Source organism: Pseudomonas sp. JR33AA (assembly GCF_021378985.1).
Lineage (GTDB): Bacteria > Pseudomonadota > Gammaproteobacteria > Pseudomonadales > Pseudomonadaceae > Aquipseudomonas > Aquipseudomonas alloputida.
On the sequence record NZ_JAJSAW010000008.1, the window covers coordinates 229,707 to 245,888 of the forward strand.

Annotated in this window: 16 protein-coding genes; 6 read left to right on the forward strand and 10 right to left on the reverse strand. The window is 62.0% G+C overall.

Going from position 1 to position 16,182, the window contains the following annotated elements:
• Positions 1-17 precede the first annotated feature (17 nt).
• Together rimB and rimK are read left to right on the forward strand one after the other, a co-directional pair.
• A complete protein-coding gene (gene rimB, locus LVS58_RS15580) occupies positions 18-500 on the forward strand; it encodes a retropepsin-like aspartic endopeptidase RimB (protein WP_041166351.1) in 483 nt (160 codons plus the stop codon).
• On the forward strand, positions 497-1,402 hold the full coding sequence (gene rimK, locus LVS58_RS15585; RefSeq protein ID WP_233691817.1) for a 30S ribosomal protein S6--L-glutamate ligase: 906 nt from the start codon (positions 497-499) through the stop codon (positions 1,400-1,402). The genes rimB and rimK overlap by 4 nt, the downstream gene beginning before the upstream one ends.
• Positions 1,403-1,499: 97 nt before the next feature.
• On the opposite strand, the gene LVS58_RS15590 is transcribed toward rimK, so the two are convergent.
• Entirely contained in the window at positions 1,500-2,813 is a 1,314-nt protein-coding gene (locus tag LVS58_RS15590; protein ID WP_144170158.1) for an ATP-binding protein, read from the reverse strand.
• A 13-nt stretch (positions 2,814-2,826) separates the two neighbouring features.
• Positions 2,827-3,567: an osmolarity response regulator transcription factor OmpR gene (gene ompR, locus LVS58_RS15595; RefSeq protein WP_003255821.1), complete on the reverse strand. Its 741-nt coding sequence runs from the start codon at positions 3,565-3,567 to the stop codon at positions 2,827-2,829.
• Between the two features lie 217 nt (positions 3,568-3,784).
• Between ompR and LVS58_RS15600 the strand changes: the two genes are divergently transcribed.
• The 4 genes from LVS58_RS15600 to LVS58_RS15615 all read left to right on the forward strand — a co-directional run bounded on the left by LVS58_RS15600 (position 3,785) and on the right by LVS58_RS15615 (position 8,855).
• Positions 3,785-6,109 carry a Tex family protein gene (locus LVS58_RS15600; RefSeq protein ID WP_233691818.1) on the forward strand — a complete coding sequence of 775 codons (2,325 nt, stop codon included), beginning with the start codon at positions 3,785-3,787 and terminating at the stop codon, positions 6,107-6,109.
• Positions 6,109-6,492 carry a PaaI family thioesterase gene (locus LVS58_RS15605; protein ID WP_233691819.1) on the forward strand — a complete coding sequence of 128 codons (384 nt, stop codon included), beginning with the start codon at positions 6,109-6,111 and terminating at the stop codon, positions 6,490-6,492. Before LVS58_RS15600 ends, LVS58_RS15605 begins: the two co-directional genes overlap by 1 nt.
• 153 nt (positions 6,493-6,645) lie before the next feature.
• The gene (gshA, locus tag LVS58_RS15610) at positions 6,646-8,223 is read left to right on the forward strand and encodes a glutamate--cysteine ligase (protein WP_267954503.1); all 1,578 of its coding nucleotides are present in this window, start codon (positions 6,646-6,648) and stop codon (positions 8,221-8,223) included.
• A complete protein-coding gene (locus LVS58_RS15615; protein ID WP_233691821.1) occupies positions 8,223-8,855 on the forward strand; it encodes a TetR/AcrR family transcriptional regulator in 633 nt (210 codons plus the stop codon). Before gshA ends, LVS58_RS15615 begins: the two co-directional genes overlap by 1 nt.
• Positions 8,856-9,002: 147 nt before the next feature.
• Here the strand turns inward: LVS58_RS15615 and LVS58_RS15620 are convergent, their stop codons facing one another.
• The 8 genes from LVS58_RS15620 to LVS58_RS15655 all read right to left on the reverse strand — a co-directional run bounded on the left by LVS58_RS15620 (position 9,003) and on the right by LVS58_RS15655 (position 16,073).
• A complete protein-coding gene (locus LVS58_RS15620; protein ID WP_003255829.1) occupies positions 9,003-9,218 on the reverse strand; it encodes a TOBE domain-containing protein in 216 nt (71 codons plus the stop codon).
• A 27-nt stretch (positions 9,219-9,245) separates the two neighbouring features.
• Positions 9,246-10,058 (reverse strand): aliphatic sulfonates ABC transporter ATP-binding protein, encoded by an 813-nt coding sequence (gene ssuB, locus LVS58_RS15625; protein ID WP_233691822.1) that lies wholly within the window; start codon positions 10,056-10,058, stop codon positions 9,246-9,248.
• Positions 10,055-10,852 carry an aliphatic sulfonate ABC transporter permease SsuC gene (gene ssuC / locus LVS58_RS15630; protein ID WP_003255831.1) on the reverse strand — a complete coding sequence of 266 codons (798 nt, stop codon included), beginning with the start codon at positions 10,850-10,852 and terminating at the stop codon, positions 10,055-10,057. The genes ssuB and ssuC overlap by 4 nt, the downstream gene beginning before the upstream one ends.
• A gap of 10 nt (positions 10,853-10,862) precedes the next feature.
• Positions 10,863-12,011 (reverse strand): FMNH2-dependent alkanesulfonate monooxygenase, encoded by a 1,149-nt coding sequence (ssuD, locus tag LVS58_RS15635; protein WP_233691823.1) that lies wholly within the window; start codon positions 12,009-12,011, stop codon positions 10,863-10,865.
• A gap of 59 nt (positions 12,012-12,070) precedes the next feature.
• Positions 12,071-13,036: a sulfonate ABC transporter substrate-binding protein gene (locus tag LVS58_RS15640; protein WP_233691824.1), complete on the reverse strand. Its 966-nt coding sequence runs from the start codon at positions 13,034-13,036 to the stop codon at positions 12,071-12,073.
• 85 nt (positions 13,037-13,121) lie between these two features.
• On the reverse strand, positions 13,122-13,715 hold the full coding sequence (ssuE, locus tag LVS58_RS15645; protein WP_003255835.1) for an NADPH-dependent FMN reductase: 594 nt from the start codon (positions 13,713-13,715) through the stop codon (positions 13,122-13,124).
• 219 nt (positions 13,716-13,934) lie between these two features.
• On the reverse strand, positions 13,935-14,573 hold the full coding sequence (locus LVS58_RS15650) for a peroxiredoxin (protein ID WP_003255836.1): 639 nt from the start codon (positions 14,571-14,573) through the stop codon (positions 13,935-13,937).
• Positions 14,574-14,738: 165 nt separating this feature from the next.
• The gene (locus LVS58_RS15655; protein ID WP_233691825.1) at positions 14,739-16,073 is read right to left on the reverse strand and encodes an OprD family porin; all 1,335 of its coding nucleotides are present in this window, start codon (positions 16,071-16,073) and stop codon (positions 14,739-14,741) included.
• Positions 16,074-16,182: the final 109 nt, after the last annotated feature.

Below are 16,182 nucleotides of genomic sequence, written 5' to 3' on the forward strand. Positions count from 1 at the left end.
TTCGCAGGGTGCGCTTCGTGAAGACATTTGACCATTTGACTGTGATCGGCCTGCGCGAGTGGGTCGCCCTGCCTGACCTCGGCGTGGCCGGGCTGCGCGCCAAGATCGACACCGGTGCCAGCACGTCGAGCCTGCATGCCACCGAAGTGGAACCCTTCGAGCGCGACGGGCAGCCCTGGGTTCGCTTCACTGCGCACCTGGGCTCGGTGGTGCAATTGCGCCACCGCCGCTGCGAGGCACCGTTGGTGACGATGAAGACCATCAAGAGCTCCAACGGCCAGGCCCAGACCCGCTACGTCATCCGCACGTCACTGGCGCTGGGTGATGGTGTATGGGAGGTGGAGTTCACCCTGGCCTGCCGCAAGAACATGCGCTACCGGCTGTTGCTTGGCTCCAAGGCCCTGATACACGGCCAGCTGGTAGTAAACCCAGGCCTGAAATACGTACAAGACAAACCGGCCTTCCCGGCTACCCTTTCCCCTGTCACAGGTGCTGCATGAAGATCGCTGTGCTGTCGCGCAATCCGCGTCTGTATTCCACCCGCCGCCTGGTCGAAGCCGGTATTCAGCGTGGCCACGAAATGGTGGTGATCGATACCCTGCGGGCATACATGAACATCGCCAGCCACAAGCCGCAGATCCACTACCGCGGCAAGCCGCTGGAAGGCTTCGATGCCGTGATCCCGCGCATAGGTGCTTCGGTTACGTTCTATGGCTGCGCGGTGCTACGCCAGTTCGAAATGATGGGCGTATACCCGCTCAACGAGTCGGTAGCCATTGCCCGCTCGCGCGACAAGCTGCGCTCGTTGCAGCTGTTGTCGCGGCGCGGCATCGGCCTGCCGATCACCGGGTTCGCCCACTCGCCGGACGACATCCCCGACCTGATCCAGATGGTCAACGGTGCCCCGCTGGTGATCAAGGTACTGGAAGGCACCCAGGGCATTGGCGTGGTGCTATGCGAAACCCCCCAAGCGGCCGAGTCGGTAATCGAAGCGTTCATGGGCCTCAAGCAGAACATCATGGTTCAGGAGTACATCAAGGAGGCCGGTGGCGCAGATATCCGATGCTTCGTGGTAGGCGACAAAGTAATTGCCTCGATGAAGCGTCAGGCCAAACCGGGCGAGTTCCGTTCCAACCTGCACCGGGGTGGTGTCGCCAGCCTGATAAAAATCACCCCAGAAGAGCGCATTACCGCAATTCGGGCGGCCAAGGTGATGGGGCTGAGCGTGGCGGGTGTGGATATCCTGCGCTCCAACCACGGGCCGTTGGTGATGGAGGTAAACTCGTCGCCAGGGCTCGAAGGCATTGAAGTCACCACCGGCAAGAACGTCGCCGGGATGATCATCGAGCACCTGGAGAAGAATGGCGGGCCCAATCAGACCCGGACCAAGGGCAAAGGTTGATTCAAGCCTGTACCGGCCTCTTCGCGGCTAAGCCGCTGCCACAGGTACTGCACAATCCCTGTAGGAGCGGCTTTAGCCGCGAAGAGGCCAGTGAGCCTCACACAGCATTACGCGGCAACAGCAGCCCCAGCGGCAACCTGACCCGCGCCTCGATCCCGCCGCCAGACCTGTTGCGCAACTCCACATTCCCGCCATGTTGCGCAGCAATCCGCTTCACGATCGCCAGCCCCAACCCGGTGCCTTTACCGCCCCGCGCCCGGTCACCGCGAATGAACGGGTTGAAAATGGTTTCCAGCTCCGACTCGTCAATACCGGTGCCCCGGTCCAGCACACTGAGCACCACATACGGCGCACTCTCATCACCTGACACATAGGCAGCCACCTCGACCCCCTTGCCAGCATGGTGCAGGGCGTTGCCGATAAGGTTGCCCAGCATGCGCTTGAGCGAAACACGGCGCAGCGGGAACGGTGGAATCGGCTCCAGGCACAGGCGTACACGCTCTTCCGGCTGGTTGTATGGAGCCACCACCTCACGCACCAGGTCAGCAAGGTCGACCTCTTCCACCGGCTCGTCACGGCCATCGCGGATGAAGGCCAGGAACTGATCCAGAATCGCGTCCATATCCTCGATATCGCGAACCATGTCATCGCTCAGCTCGTTGTCGCTGTTCAGCAAGGACAGCGACAAACGCAGGCGCGTCAGTGGCGTGCGCAAGTCGTGGGAAACCCCGGCCAGCATCAACTCGCGCTCGCGCCCGGCCTGCTCGACATCCTCGGCCATCTGGTTGAAAGCCTTGTACACCTCGGTCATCTCACTGGGGGTATCGCTGATCGGCAGGCGCACACTGCGCCCTTGGCCAAGCTGGCGGGCGGCGAACACCAAGCGTTTGAGCGGCTGGTTCAGCTGACGCACAAAAATCCACGCCGATGCGGTAGACAACAAGCCAATGGCCAGGAACCAGCCCAGCACGTTCCAGATTTTCTGCCCACGCAATGGGTGCGGGTACAGCGGCACTTTCAGCCAACCCGGACCGAGGCTTGGCGCATTGACCCACAACGCGGGCGGTGCATGAATGCGCAGCCGCACTTCGGTGTCCTCCCCCAGCTCGGCCTGCATCTGCCGTTGGTAGATTTCACTGTAGGGCCAATGCTGCTCGCCTTCGGGCACACCCGAGCCGGTCACCCGGATAAGGCCCGCCGCCTCGGCGATCCTGTCGCGGTTTTCTTCGTCGGCGGCCCAATAGGCGCGCAAGGTCAGCGCTACACCATGGCTGTACTGACGGTCGACCAGCACGTCCTCGTTCATCAGCAGGTAGACCAGGGTCAGCGCCTTGGAGAACAGAACGACGATCAACACCAGCCACAGGGTGCGGGCGAAGAAACTTTGCGGAAACCAGAGCGGTGTTTTCATCGACGTTCGGGCATCATTTTCCGGCGTTTCCGTCCGGTACGAACACGTAGCCGACGCCCCAGACGGTCTGGATGTAACGCGGCTTGGACGGGTCCGGCTCGATCATGCGACGCAGGCGTGAGATCTGCACGTCGATGGAGCGTTCCAGTGCATCCCATTCGCGGCCGCGCGCCAGGTTCATCAGCTTGTCGCGGGTCAACGGCTCCCGGGCGTGCATCACCAGGGCCTTGAGCACGGCGAACTCGCCGGTGGTGAGCATGTGCACTTCGTTGCCGCGCTTGAGCTCGCGGGTGGCCAGCGACAGCTCATAGTCGCCGAAGGTGACCGACTCGTCTTCGCTGCCCGGCGCTCCCGGCACGCTCGGCGCCTGGCGACGCAGCACCGCCTTGACCCGGGCCATCAGTTCGTCCGGGTTGAACGGTTTGCCCAGGTAGTCGTCGGCGCCCAGTTCCAGGCCCTTGATGCGGCTAAGCTCGTCGCCCTTGGCGGTCAGCATGATGATCGGGATCTGGTTGTTCTGCTGGCGCAGACGCTTGCAGGCGGACAGGCCATCCTCACCTGGCAGCATCAGGTCGAGCACCACCAGGTTGAATACCTCGCGCTGCAGCAAACGGTCCATCTGCTCGGTGTTGGGCACTGCACGGGCACGGTAGCCCTTGCTGGTGAAGAAACGTTCCAGCAGGCTGCTAAGCCCCGGATCGTCGTCGACGATGAGAATCTTGTCACCTTCAGCGGTGTTTGGCGTGCCGGTCATGAATAACTCCTCTGATATCGCCGCGCATTATGGCGTAGCCATTGCTGCACGTTGCGTGAGCATTGTTAGCAGATTTTTCCCCCGGCGCCAGTTCCGGCTGGCCGGGCGCCATCACCGCAAGCCGTTTGCGATGGGTATAATGCGCGGCTTTCATCCAGCGCCGCCGGGCAAAAAGCCCACAGGCGACCCCCGTATTCACAAATGTCAGGTGGTTTACATGGACAGCATCAACAGCCGTATCGCCGAGGAACTGGGCGTACGCCCGCAGCAGGTCGAGGCGGCCGTGAGCCTGTTGGACGAAGGCTCGACCGTGCCCTTCATCGCCCGCTACCGCAAGGAAGTGACCGGTAGCCTTGACGACACTCAGTTGCGCCACCTGGAAGAGCGCCTGCGCTACCTGCGCGAACTCGACGAGCGCCGCGCCAGCATCCTTTCCAGCATCGAGGAACAGGGCAAGCTGACCCCGGAACTGGCCCGCGAGATCAAGCTGGCCGACACCAAGACCCGCCTCGAAGACCTGTACCTGCCCTACAAGCAAAAGCGTCGCACCAAGGGCCAGATCGCCCTGGAAGCCGGCCTTGGCGAACTGGCCGATGGCCTGTTCAACGACCCGACCCTGGCCCCGGAAAGCGAAGCTGCACGCTTCGTCAACGCCGAAAAGGGCGTGGCCGACGTCAAGGCGGCGCTGGAAGGTGCCAAGTACATCCTGATGGAGCGCTTTGCCGAAGACGCCGCCCTGCTCGACAAGCTGCGCAGCTACCTGAAGCAGGAAGCCGTGCTCAGCGCCCGCGTGGTGGCTGGCAAGGAAGAAGAAGGCGCCAAGTTCCGCGACTATTTCGCTCATGACGAGCTGCTGCGTACTGCGCCGTCGCACCGTGCCCTGGCGATTTTCCGCGGGCGCAACGAAGGCGTGTTGAGCGTCTCGCTGAAGGTCGGCGAAGAGCTGCCCGGCACCCTGCACCCATGCGAACTGATGATCGGCAACCACGTCGGCATCGAAAACCGCAGCCGTCCCGCCGACAAGTGGCTGGGTGAAGTGGTGCGCTGGACCTGGAAGGTCAAGCTGTACACCCACCTGGAAACCGACCTGTTCGGCGAGCTGCGTGACAATGCCGAAGGCGAGGCGATCAACGTGTTCGCCCACAACCTGCACGACCTGCTGCTGGCCGCCCCGGCCGGCCCGCGCGCCACCCTGGGCTTCGACCCAGGCCTGCGCACCGGCTGCAAAATCGCCGTGGTCGATGCAACCGGCAAACTGCTGGACCACACCACGGTCTACCCGCACGCGCCGAAGAACGACTGGGACCGCACCATTTCCATCATGGCCGCACTGTGCGCCAAACACTCGGTGGAACTGATCGCCATCGGCAACGGCACCGCCAGCCGCGAAAGCGACAAGCTGGTGGCCGAACTGGTCAAGAAATATCCAGCCCTGAAAATCACCAAGATCATGGTCTCTGAAGCCGGTGCTTCGGTGTACTCGGCATCGGAACTGGCCGCCCGCGAGTTCCCGGACCTGGACGTGTCGATCCGCGGCGCCGTGTCGATCGCCCGCCGCCTGCAGGATCCGCTGGCCGAACTGGTGAAGATCGATCCTAAATCCATCGGTGTCGGCCAGTACCAGCACGACGTGTCCCAGATGAAACTGGCACGCGGCCTGGATGCGGTGGTCGAGGACTGTGTGAACGCCGTGGGCGTGGACGTGAACACCGCTTCGGTGGCACTGCTGACACGCATCTCCGGCCTCAATGCCACCCTGGCACAGAACATCGTCGCCCACCGCGATGCCAATGGCCCGTTCACCACCCGTGCAGCGCTGAAAAAGGTCAGCCGCCTGGGTGAGAAAACCTTCGAGCAGGCCGCCGGCTTCCTGCGTGTGATGAACGGCGACAACCCGCTGGACGCCTCTGCGGTGCACCCTGAGGCTTACCCGCTGGTGCAGCGCATTGCTGCCGATACCGGCCGCGACATCCGCTCGCTGATTGGTGACAGCAGCTTCCTCAAGCGCCTGGACCCGAAAAAGTTCACCGACGAAACCTTCGGCCTGCCAACTGTCACCGACATCCTGCAGGAGCTGGACAAGCCCGGCCGCGACCCGCGTCCGGAGTTCAAGACCGCCACCTTCCAGGACGGCGTCGAAGACCTCAAGGACCTGGAACCGGGCATGATCCTCGAAGGCGTGGTGACCAACGTTACCAACTTCGGTGCCTTCGTCGATATCGGTGTGCACCAGGACGGCCTGGTACACATCTCGGCGCTGTCGGAGAAGTTCGTCAAAGACCCGCGTGAAGCGGTCAAGGCTGGCGATGTGGTCAAGGTCAAGGTCATGGAAGTGGACATCCCGCGCAAACGCGTCGGCCTGTCCATGCGCATGAGCGACACCCCGGGCGAAAAGGTCGAAGGCAACCGCGGCGGTAACCGCGGCAATGGCGGTAGCCGCCAGCAGCAGGCACCGCGCCAGCGTGAAACCGCCACGGCTGCGCCGGCCAACAATGCCATGGCATCGCTGTTCGCCAACGCCAAGCAATTGAAGAAGAAGTAATGGACGTACCACGCGAATACGTCGAAAGCGCCTTCAGCCAACTGCTGGGCTGCCGCCTGCAACACCTGGAGACAGGTGTTGCCGAGGTAGCCCTGGCGATCGAGCCACAGTTGCGCAACCGTGGCCAAAAGCTGCACGGCGGGGCGATCTTCAGCCTGGTGGATATCGCCATGGGCCTGGCCTGCTCGGCCAGCCATGGCTTTGACCAGCAAAGCGTCACCATCGAGTGCAAGATCAACTACATGCGTGCCGTCAGCGACGGCGAAGTACTGTGCACCGCCCGCGTGCTGCACGCCGGGCGGCGCACCCTGGTGGTCGACGCCGACGTAGTTCAGGGCGACAAACTGGTGGCCAAAGCGCAAGGAACCTTCGCGGTTCTCTAGCTCACCAAGCAGTATCTGCGGTATTTTCAGCAGTGCGCTGGCACTGCTGGAACCGCGTAAACCAGGCGACAACGCCAGTTCCTTTCTTCCTACCCTTGTAGACCGTTATCTCTACCCCCATATTGGGGCGACTGACGCGTGAAGGAATACATCTTGAGCGAACTCCTCAACCGCCGCCTGAGCCTGCTCGGCGCCAATCTCCCCCTGCTCAAGCAGTGCCTGCACGGTATTGAGCGCGAATGCCTGCGCGTGACCGACGAAGGTCGCCTGGCCCAGACCCCGCATCCGGAAGCACTGGGATCGGCGCTGACCAACGAGCAGATCACCACCGATTATTCCGAGTCGCTGCTGGAGTTCATCACCCCAGCGCTGGCCGACCCGGCCAAGGTGCTCGAAAGCCTCGAAGAGACCCACCGTTTCGTCTACAGCAAGCTGGGCGACGAATACCTGTGGAGCCCGTCGATGCCCTGCACGCTGCCGGCCGAGGAGGACATCCCGATCGCCGAGTACGGCAGCTCCAATATCGGCAAGCTCAAACACGTCTACCGCAAGGGCCTGGCCCTGCGTTACGGCCGCACCATGCAGTGCATCGCCGGTATTCATTACAACTTCTCGCTGCCCGAAGCGCTTTGGCCACTGCTGCGCAAAGCCGAAGGCAGTACGGAAAATGACCGCGACTACCAGTCGTCGGCCTACATCGCGCTGATTCGTAACTTCCGCCGCTACAGTTGGCTGCTGATGTACCTGTTCGGTGCCTCGCCGGCCCTGGACAAAGGCTTCCTGCGGGGCCGCCCGCACCAGCTCGAAGAGCTGGATGCCGAAACCCTGTTCCTGCCTTATGCGACCAGCCTGCGCATGAGCGACCTGGGTTACCAGAGCAACGCCCAGGCCGGCCTGACGCCCTGCTACAACAACCTGGCCAGCTACACCGACAGCCTGCGCAAGGCCGTTGGCACGCCCTACCCGCCTTACGTTGAAATCGGCACGCATGTGGATGGCGAGTGGGTTCAGCTGAACACCAACATTCTGCAGATCGAAAACGAGTACTACTCGAACATCCGCCCCAAGCGCGTCACCTACACCGGCGAGCGGCCGATCCAGGCCCTGACCTCGCGTGGCGTGCAGTATGTGGAAGTACGTTGCCTGGACATCAACCCGTTCCTGCCGGTCGGTATCGACCTGACCGAGGCGCGCTTCCTCGACGCATTCCTGCTGTTCTGCGCTTTGGAAGACAGCCCGCAACTGGACAACGGCGAGTGCGGCCAGTGCACCAGCAACTTCCTGACCGTGGTCAAGGAAGGTCGTCGGCCGGGCCTGGAGTTGCACCGCAATGGCCAGCCGATCAGCCTGAAAGACTGGGCCAGCGAACTGATCGAGCGTATCCGCCCATTGGCCAATCTGCTCGATCAGGCGCAAGGCGCTGATGAGCACGCCAAGGCCCTGGATGCGCAGCAGGCCAAGGTCGACGACACCTCGCTGACCCCATCGGCCCAGGTGCTGGCACGCATGACCGAGCATAACGAGAGCTTCGTCCAGTTCTCGCTGCGCCAGAGCCGTGTGCACGCCGAGACTTTCCGCGAGCAACCGCTGAGCAACGAAAAGCAGCAAGCATTCGAGACGCTGGCCCGCGAGTCGCTTGCCAGGCAGTCCGAGCTGGAGAAAGACGAAGTCGGTGAATTCGACCAGTTCGTCGGCGCCTACCAGGCCAGCATCCTGGCAATCAGCAACTGATGAACCGCACCACCACCCCGCGCAAACCGCGCGCCAGCAGCCAGGCCAGGATCGAGGCGATCCTGGCGGCTGCGCGTGAGCTGTTGGCCGAGCAAGGGGTGGCAGCCCTTTCTATCTACAGCGTGGCCGAGCGGGCGCAGATTCCGCCCTCGTCGGTGTATCACTTCTTCGCCAGCGTGCCAGCCTTGCTGGAGGCACTTACTGCAGATGTGCACCGGGCGTTTCGCGAAGCCCTGAGCGCACCGATCGACAGCAGCGCGCTCAGCACCTGGCACGAACTGTCACGGCTGATCGAACAACGCATGCTTGATATCTATAACGAGGATGCAGCGGCGCGGCAGTTGATCCTGGCGCAGCATGGCCTGAGCGAGGTGGTGCAGGCCGACCGGCAGCACGACATGGAACTGGGCGACTTGATGCACAAGTTGTTCGACCAGCATTTTCACCTGCCGGTGATGCCATTGGATGTGGACGTGTTTGCCCTGGCCATGGAATTGAGCGACCGGGTGTATGCGCGCTCGGTGCAGTTGCACGAGGCGATCACCCCGCGCATGGCCGAGGAAGGCAAACGTGTGTTCGAGGCGTATCTGGGGTTGTACCTGCCGCCGTTTTTGGCCAAGCGTTCTCGCTGAATCATGGGGCCGCGTTGCGCGCCCTTCGCGGGTGAACCCGCTCCTACACTCCCCGCGTTAACCCTGAGGTTTGCTGGTGCGCGGTCGACGTAGGAGCGGGTTCACCCGCGAAGGGCTGCAAAGCAGCCCCAATATCGACCCGCCGCATCACAGCTTGGCGATAGACACTTCAGTCGACTTCACGAAGGCAATCACTTCACTGCCCACCTGCAACTCCAGCTCGCGCACGGAACGGGTGGTAATCACCGAAGTGACGATACCCGAAGCCGTCTGCACGTCGATTTCCGACAGTACCGGGCCTTCGAGGATTTCTTTCACAGTACCTTTGAACTGGTTGCGAACGTTGATGGCTTTAATGGTCATGGTTTGTTTCCTTATGGCTTCTGAGATTCAGTGCGCCCAACGCAGTTGCGTGGGCAGAGGGGCTACAGGATCCGGCTCGGGCGCAGTGCCCGGGGTGGACAGAACACGGTTGAGCACTTCGCTTTCCAGCGCGGCCAGACGGTGCGAACCACGCGCCCGAGGCCGTGCCAGGTCAACAGTGAGGTCGAGCCCGACCTCGCCGTCCTCAATCAGGATCACCCGGTCAGCCACGGCCACCGCCTCGCTGACGTCGTGGGTGACCAGCAGTACAGTGAAGCCGTGCTGACGCCACAGGCGTTCGATCAGTTGCTGCATCTCGATACGGGTCAATGCATCCAGCGCCCCCAGCGGCTCGTCCAGCAGCAGCAGGCGGGGCTGGTGAATCAAGGCTCGGGCCAAAGCCACGCGCTGCTTCTGGCCTCCCGAGAGCGCTGCCGGCCATTCGTTGGCGCGGTCGGCCAGGCCAACCGCATCCAAGGCCTCCAGCGCACGCGGACGCCAGTCACCCGACAGCCCAAGGCCAACGTTGTCGATCACCTTCTTCCACGGCAGCAGCCGCGCGTCCTGGAACATCAGGCGGGTTTCTTCACGGGCCTCTTCCAGCGGCGCGGCACCGGCCAGCAGCTGCCCGGCTGTGGGCTGGTCCAGCCCGGCCAGCAGCCGCAGCAAAGTGCTCTTGCCGCAGCCGCTGCGGCCGACGATGGCCACGAACTGGCCGGCCGGGATGTGCAGGTCGATACCCTTCAACACTTCGCGTTGGCCAAAGGTCTTGCGCAGGCCCTTGGCGGCCAGCGGGGTGCCACGCAGCAGGCGTGGTGGCTGTTCCTTGAGCACGGTCATGCGCCCTCCTTCCTGGCAACTTGATAGGCCGGGTGCCAGCGCAGCCACACACGCTCAAGGCCTCGGGCTGCAAGGTCGGCAAGCTTGCCGAGTACGGCATACAGGACGATGGCCAGCACCACCACGTCGGTCTGAAGAAATTCGCGAGCATTCATTGCCAGGTAACCGATGCCAGCGTTGGCCGAAATGGTTTCGGCAACAATCAGCGTCAGCCACATGAAGCCCAGCGCGAAGCGCACACCCACCAGAATCGAAGGCAGCGCCCCCGGCAGGATCACCTGGCGGAACAGGCCGAAGCCGGACAAGCCGTAACTGCGCGCCATTTCCACCAACGCTGGGTCAACATTGCGAATCCCGTGGTAGGTGTTCAGGTAGATCGGGAACAACGTACCCAGCGCGACCAGAAAGATCTTTGCCGACTCGTCGATACCGAACCACAGAATCACCAGCGGGATGAGCGCGAGGTGCGGCACGTTGCGAATCATCTGTACCGAGCTGTCGAGCAGGCGTTCGCCCCAATTCGACAAGCCGGTGATGAAGCCCAGAACCAGGCCGATGCTACCGCCGATAACGAAGCCCAGGCCTGCACGCCAGCCGCTGATGGCCAGGTGGGTCCAGATTTCGCCGCTGCGCACCAGCTCGACCCCAGCGCTTACCACTGCGCTAGGTGCCGGCAGGATACGCGTCGACAGCCAGCCAGCGCTGACGGCCAGTTGCCATATTGCCAACAGCAGCACCGGCAGCGCCCACGGCGCCAGGCGCTGGGTCAGGTTGGAGGAAGTTGCACGACTCATGGCCAGGCCCTCAGCTCTGCGACACAGACTTGGGCAGGATGTCGTTGGCCACCATCTCGCCAAAGGGGCTTACGTAGCCGCCGGCCTTCTGTTGCTCGGGGCGTTGCACATCGAGGTGCGGAAACAGCAGTTCAGCCACGCGATACGACTCTTCCAGGTGTGGATAACCCGAGAAGATGAAGGTATCGATCCCCAAGTCGGCGTATTCCTTCACCCGCGCCGCCACGGTCGGGCCATCGCCCACCAGTGCGGTGCCCGCCCCACCACGTACCAGTCCAACGCCTGCCCACAGGTTGGGGCTGACTTCCAGGTTGTCGCGGTTGCCGCCGTGCAGGGCAGCCATGCGTTGCTGGCCCACCGAATCGAAACGCGCCAGCGAGGCCTGGGCGCGGGAGATGGTGTCATCGTCCAGGTGCGAGATCAGGCGCTCGGCGGCGGCCCAAGCCTCTTCGTTGGTTTCCCGCACAATCACATGCAGGCGAATACCGAAGCGTACTTCGCGCCCTTGAGCAGCCGCTTTCTTGCGCACCTGTGCGATCTTCTCGGCAACGGCTGCCGGTGGCTCGCCCCAGGTCAGGTACAGCTCGACCTGTTCGGCCGCCAGGTCTTGAGCGGCCTCGGACGAGCCGCCGAAATACAGCGGTGGGCGTGGTTGCTGAATCGGCGGGTAGAGCAGCTTGGCGCCCTTTACCTGGATGTGCTTACCGTCGTAATCGACGGTTTCGCCTTCCAGCACCTTGCGCCAGATACGGGTGAACTCGACCGAAGCTTCGTAGCGCTCCTGGTGGTTCAGGTGCAGGCCGTCACCCGCCAGCTCGTCCGGATCACCACCGGTCACCAGGTTGAATAGCGCACGGCCATTGGACAAGCGATCGAGGGTGGCCGCCTGGCGTGCTGCCACGGTCGGCGAAATGATGCCCGGACGCAGGGCTACAAGGAACTTCAGCCGCTGGGTCACGGGGATCAGCGACGCGGCCACCAGCCAGGAGTCCTCGCAGGAGCGCCCGGTCGGGATCAGCACCCCACCAAAACCAAGGCGGTCGGCGGCCTGCGCGATCTGCTGCAGGTAACCGTGGTCGACCGCACGTGCACCTTCGGAAGTGCCCAGGTACTTGCCGTCACCGTGGGTGGGGAGGAACCAGAAAATGTTAAGGCTCATTGGAGTCGTCTCCTCAAGGGTGGCTCTAGCCGGAGCGGCGCCCCGGCACAGGCAGTCAATCAAGGCGCGCTAGCGACCTTGGCCGGGGGTGTCCAGATCACGTCCTTGATGCTCAGCGGCTTGGGAATAAGCTTCAGCGCCTGGAACGTGTCGGCGATCTTCTGCTGCGCGGCCACCACGTCAGGGGTCAGCGCCGAAGCGCCGTAGCCTTGGCGTTTGACAGAGGTCAGGGTGATGTCGGCAGGCAGGCCAAGCAGCGGGGCAACCTGGTCGGTCACTTCCTGTGGGTTGGCCTGGGACCATTCACCCACGGCGCGCACTTCCTCGATCACGGTGTTGATCACCGCTGGGTGCTGTGTCGCATAGTTGCGGGTGGCGAGGTAGAACTGGTGGTTGTCGACCAGGCCCTTGCCGTCACGCAGGGTGCGCGCTTGCAGCTGCTGCTCGGCAGCGGCTTGGTAAGGGTCCCAGATCACCCAGGCATCCACGCTGCCGCGCTCGAAGGCGGCGCGGGCGTCGGCCGGCGGCAGGTAGACAGGCTGGATGTCGCTGTACTTGAGGCCGGCGTCTTCCAGGGCGCGGACCAGCAGGTAGTGCACGTTGGAGCCTTTGTTGAGGGCGACCTTTTTACCCTTGAGGTCCTTCACCGACTGGACCGGCGAGCCCTTGGGCACCAGGATCGCTTCGCTGTGCGGTGCTGGCGGCTCGTAGGCCACGTAGAGCAGGTCGGCGCCCGCGGCCTGAGCGAACACAGGTGGGGTCTCGCCGGTCACGCCGAAATCGATTGAGCCGACATTCAGCCCTTCAAGCAGCTGCGGGCCGCCGGGGAATTCGGTCCATTGCACCTGTACGCCCTGCTCAGCCAGGCGCTTCTCCAGCGTGCCCTTGGCCTTGAGCAGCACCAAGGTGCCGTATTTCTGGTAACCGATACGCAGGCTCTCGGCCTGGGCTTGGGTAATGGCGCCGAAGGACACAGCCGCCGCAAACAGGGCGACCAGACCACGACGCAAGAAGACTGTGCGCATAGCGCTCTCCTGTGCGAATAGGGTTCGGGTTGCACCTGCTTGCCTCGTTAACGGGCGAGTAAGGTGGTGAAGCGGGTAATGCCGTTCAGATGCTCCAGCGAGCGCTGATCAGACGTTCGTTCAGTACGCCGGGGGCCACGGGGCGCGGCCGACGGGCCAGGGCGACGTGGAAGGTTTCCAGCGAGTCGTGCAGGCGTTCTTCCAGCGCCTGTACCAACTGCGCAGGCTTTGTACCTTCTGCATAAGCCACCTGGCTGTCGTCGGCAAAGATCCCTTGCAGGGTCTCTTGTGCCTTGAGTGCCGACAGCACCGGCTTCAATGCGTAATCCACCGCCAGCATGTGGGCGATGCTGCCGCCAGTGGCGATGGGCAGCACGATCTTGTGGGCCAGGGCGCGCTCGGGCAGCAGGTCAAGCAAGGTTTTCAGGGCACCGGAAAACGAAGCCTTGTACACCGGGGTGGAGACGATCAGGCCATCGGCCTGGGCTACCAGCTGTTGAAAGTGTTGCACATGCGGGCTGTCGAAGCGGGCATGCAGCAGGTCTTCGGCGGGAAAGTCACGCACTTGGAACGTCACCACTTCAACGCCGCGGTCCTGCAGCCACTGGCGCGAACGCTCCAGCAGCACGCCGGAGCGCGAACGGAGACTTGGGCTACCACCGATTGAGACGACCAGCATTGCTGCGCTTCCTTGTGTTCTGTTGGAGGTGACATTAACAGCTGCCACATATATCTAGAAATCATATTTTTTTATTTGTTTATTCCATTATTGTCTTTAGCCATGAGGGCCTCTTCGCGGGCGGGCCCGCTCCCACAGGTTTTTTACAGGCATAAAAAAGGGCCGTCGAAACGGCCCGAAAATCCCTGCTTGGCTAAGAGCAATGCAACGAGGAATTCATTAACGATTGGGTTGAGGGGTTAGCCGCAGATAGGGTTTGACCGCCCGGTAACCTTTGGGGAAGCGCTGCTTGATCTCCTCCTCATCTTTGAGCGAAGGCACGATCACCACCTCGTCGCCATCCTGCCAGTTACCTGGTGTGGCGACCTTGTGGTTGTCGGTCAGCTGCAGCGAGTCGATCACCCGCAGAATTTCATTGAAGTTGCGCCCGGTACTGGCCGGATAGGTGATGGTCAGGCGCACTTTTTTATTCGGGTCGATGATGAACAGCGAGCGCACCGTGAGGGTGTCGCTGGCGTTCGGGTGGATCAGGTCGTAAAGGTCGGACACCTTGCGGTCAGCGTCAGCAATGATCGGGAAGTTGACCACGGTATTCTGTGTTTCGTTGATGTCATCGATCCACTTGTGATGCGAGTCGACCGGGTCCACCGACAGGGCGATGGCCTTGACCCCGCGCTTGGCAAATTCGTCCTTTAGCTTGGCGGTCAGGCCCAACTCGGTGGTGCACACCGGGGTGAAGTCGGCCGGGTGGGAGAACAATACCCCCCAGCTGTTGCCCAGCCACTCGTGGAAGCGGATCTTGCCTTCGCTGGAATCCTGTTCGAAATCGGGGGCGATATCGCCGAGTTTGAGGCTCATGGGCTGCGGCTCCTGGCAGGGTTCTGTACCGTATGGGTTTTAATGTGCCTGCAATCGGTTAAAAAGAAAAAGAATAAATAACGATTTATTTATAACCAAAATGCATGCCAATCTATAGGCACAAAAAAGCCTCGCATCACGCGAGGCTTTTTGTTGAGCTACGGCTTACAGGAAGTTGTAAGTGTAGTTCACGATGAAGCGCGTCTGGTCTTTGTCCAGGGCGCTTTCGCCGCTACCACGGTATACGCCTTGACGCAGGCTGAAGCCCAGGCCTTTGAGAGCGCCTTCCTGAAGGGTGTAATCGACGCGGGCGTCACGTTCCCATTCGTTGTAGGTGCCGTCACCCGACCGGTTGCGAACATCATCACCACGCAGGTAGGCCACCGAAGCCTTCAGGCCTGGAACACCCAGCGCCGCAAAATCATAGGAGTACTGACCAAAGGTCGTATTCTCACCCGCGCGGGCAAACTGGTTGATCATGCTGTCGGTGAACAGGTAGAAGCTTGCGCCGCCGTTACCTTCCAGAGAGGAAGTGGAGCCGTCTTTACGAACGCTACCTTGGTTCAGCCAGACGAAACCACCATCATCACCCACTTGCTGGTGACCGAGCATCAGGGCGTGGCCACCCAGGGTGTAGGTGAACATGGCGCTCCAGGTCTTGTTGTCGACCTCGCCCGAGTTCTTCGCATAGCCACCGTTGTTGTCGAAGGCATAACCAGTCTGGCCATTCTTGCCATCGCTGCTGCTGTCGAAGTAGCGCAGGTCAGTCTTGAACGACTGGTTGTCGGCAATCTTGAATACGTGAGTCGCACCCAGGAAGTGCTGCTTGTAGAAGTCTTCCAGGTTCGAGTAGTAGTACTGCAGGGTCAGGTCTGGAGTGAGCTTGTAATCACCGCCAGCAAACTGGAACTTGTTGCTGTCCCGGAAGGCGCCCGAAACGGAGAGACCGGTACGGTTGCTCGAAGCACGCCCCATGGCGTGGGTCAGTTGACCCGCGTTGAGGGTCAGGTTGTCGATTTCCTTCGACTGGAGGGTGCCACCTTCGAAGGTCTGTGGCAGCAGACGACCATCGTTGGAGACCAGGATCGGCAGCATAGGCGCCAGGGCGCTACCGTAGTGGACCTCGGTTTTGGAGAAGCGAGCCTTGGCGTTACCACCAATGCGTGCCCAGTCGTGGACTGCCGAACCATCGGAGTCGCTCGGGAAGAACGTGTTGTTGGCGTCTGGACGGCTACCACGGCCACCATCCAGGTGAATGCCCCACAGCGCTTGAACGTCCACACCAAAGCCTACGGTGCCCTGGGTGAAACCAGACAAGTAGTCGAGCTTGAAACCCTGACCACTTTCTTTCTGGTCGATACCGCTTTCGCGGTTGTCATCGTTGAAGTACATGGTGCGCGAGCTGAGCGACAGTTTGCTGTCCTCAACGAAACCGGCAGCGCCTGCTTGTTGGGCGAGAACCCCCAGTGCCACGGCCAGAGCCAGGCTGGACTTGTACATGTTTTGCTCCTCTACGTTCTAATTTTTGTGTATCGCTGGCGGAGGGGTCTGATGCCCCTCTCACCGGGATGGGCGATTTAGTCCCAAAGCGTGACCGTTAAGTCAATCG

Coding starts and splice junctions, on each gene's coding strand:
- ompR (WP_003255821.1), bottom strand. CDS start 3,567: ATGACCGGCACGCCAAACACCGCTGAAGGTGACAAGATTCTCATCGTC.
- LVS58_RS15640 (WP_233691824.1), bottom strand. CDS start 13,036: ATGCGCACAGTCTTCTTGCGTCGTGGTCTGGTCGCCCTGTTTGCGGCG.
- LVS58_RS15615 (WP_233691821.1), top strand. CDS start 8,223: ATGAACCGCACCACCACCCCGCGCAAACCGCGCGCCAGCAGCCAGGCC.
- ssuB (WP_233691822.1), bottom strand. CDS start 10,058: ATGACCGTGCTCAAGGAACAGCCACCACGCCTGCTGCGTGGCACCCCG.
- LVS58_RS15600 (WP_233691818.1), top strand. CDS start 3,785: ATGGACAGCATCAACAGCCGTATCGCCGAGGAACTGGGCGTACGCCCG.
- LVS58_RS15650 (WP_003255836.1), bottom strand. CDS start 14,573: ATGAGCCTCAAACTCGGCGATATCGCCCCCGATTTCGAACAGGATTCC.
- LVS58_RS15655 (WP_233691825.1), bottom strand. CDS start 16,073: ATGTACAAGTCCAGCCTGGCTCTGGCCGTGGCACTGGGGGTTCTCGCC.
- rimK (WP_233691817.1), top strand. CDS start 497: ATGAAGATCGCTGTGCTGTCGCGCAATCCGCGTCTGTATTCCACCCGC.
- LVS58_RS15620 (WP_003255829.1), bottom strand. CDS start 9,218: ATGACCATTAAAGCCATCAACGTTCGCAACCAGTTCAAAGGTACTGTG.
- ssuE (WP_003255835.1), bottom strand. CDS start 13,715: ATGCTGGTCGTCTCAATCGGTGGTAGCCCAAGTCTCCGTTCGCGCTCC.
- LVS58_RS15605 (WP_233691819.1), top strand. CDS start 6,109: ATGGACGTACCACGCGAATACGTCGAAAGCGCCTTCAGCCAACTGCTG.
- ssuC (WP_003255831.1), bottom strand. CDS start 10,852: ATGAGTCGTGCAACTTCCTCCAACCTGACCCAGCGCCTGGCGCCGTGG.
- ssuD (WP_233691823.1), bottom strand. CDS start 12,011: ATGAGCCTTAACATTTTCTGGTTCCTCCCCACCCACGGTGACGGCAAG.
- LVS58_RS15590 (WP_144170158.1), bottom strand. CDS start 2,813: ATGAAAACACCGCTCTGGTTTCCGCAAAGTTTCTTCGCCCGCACCCTG.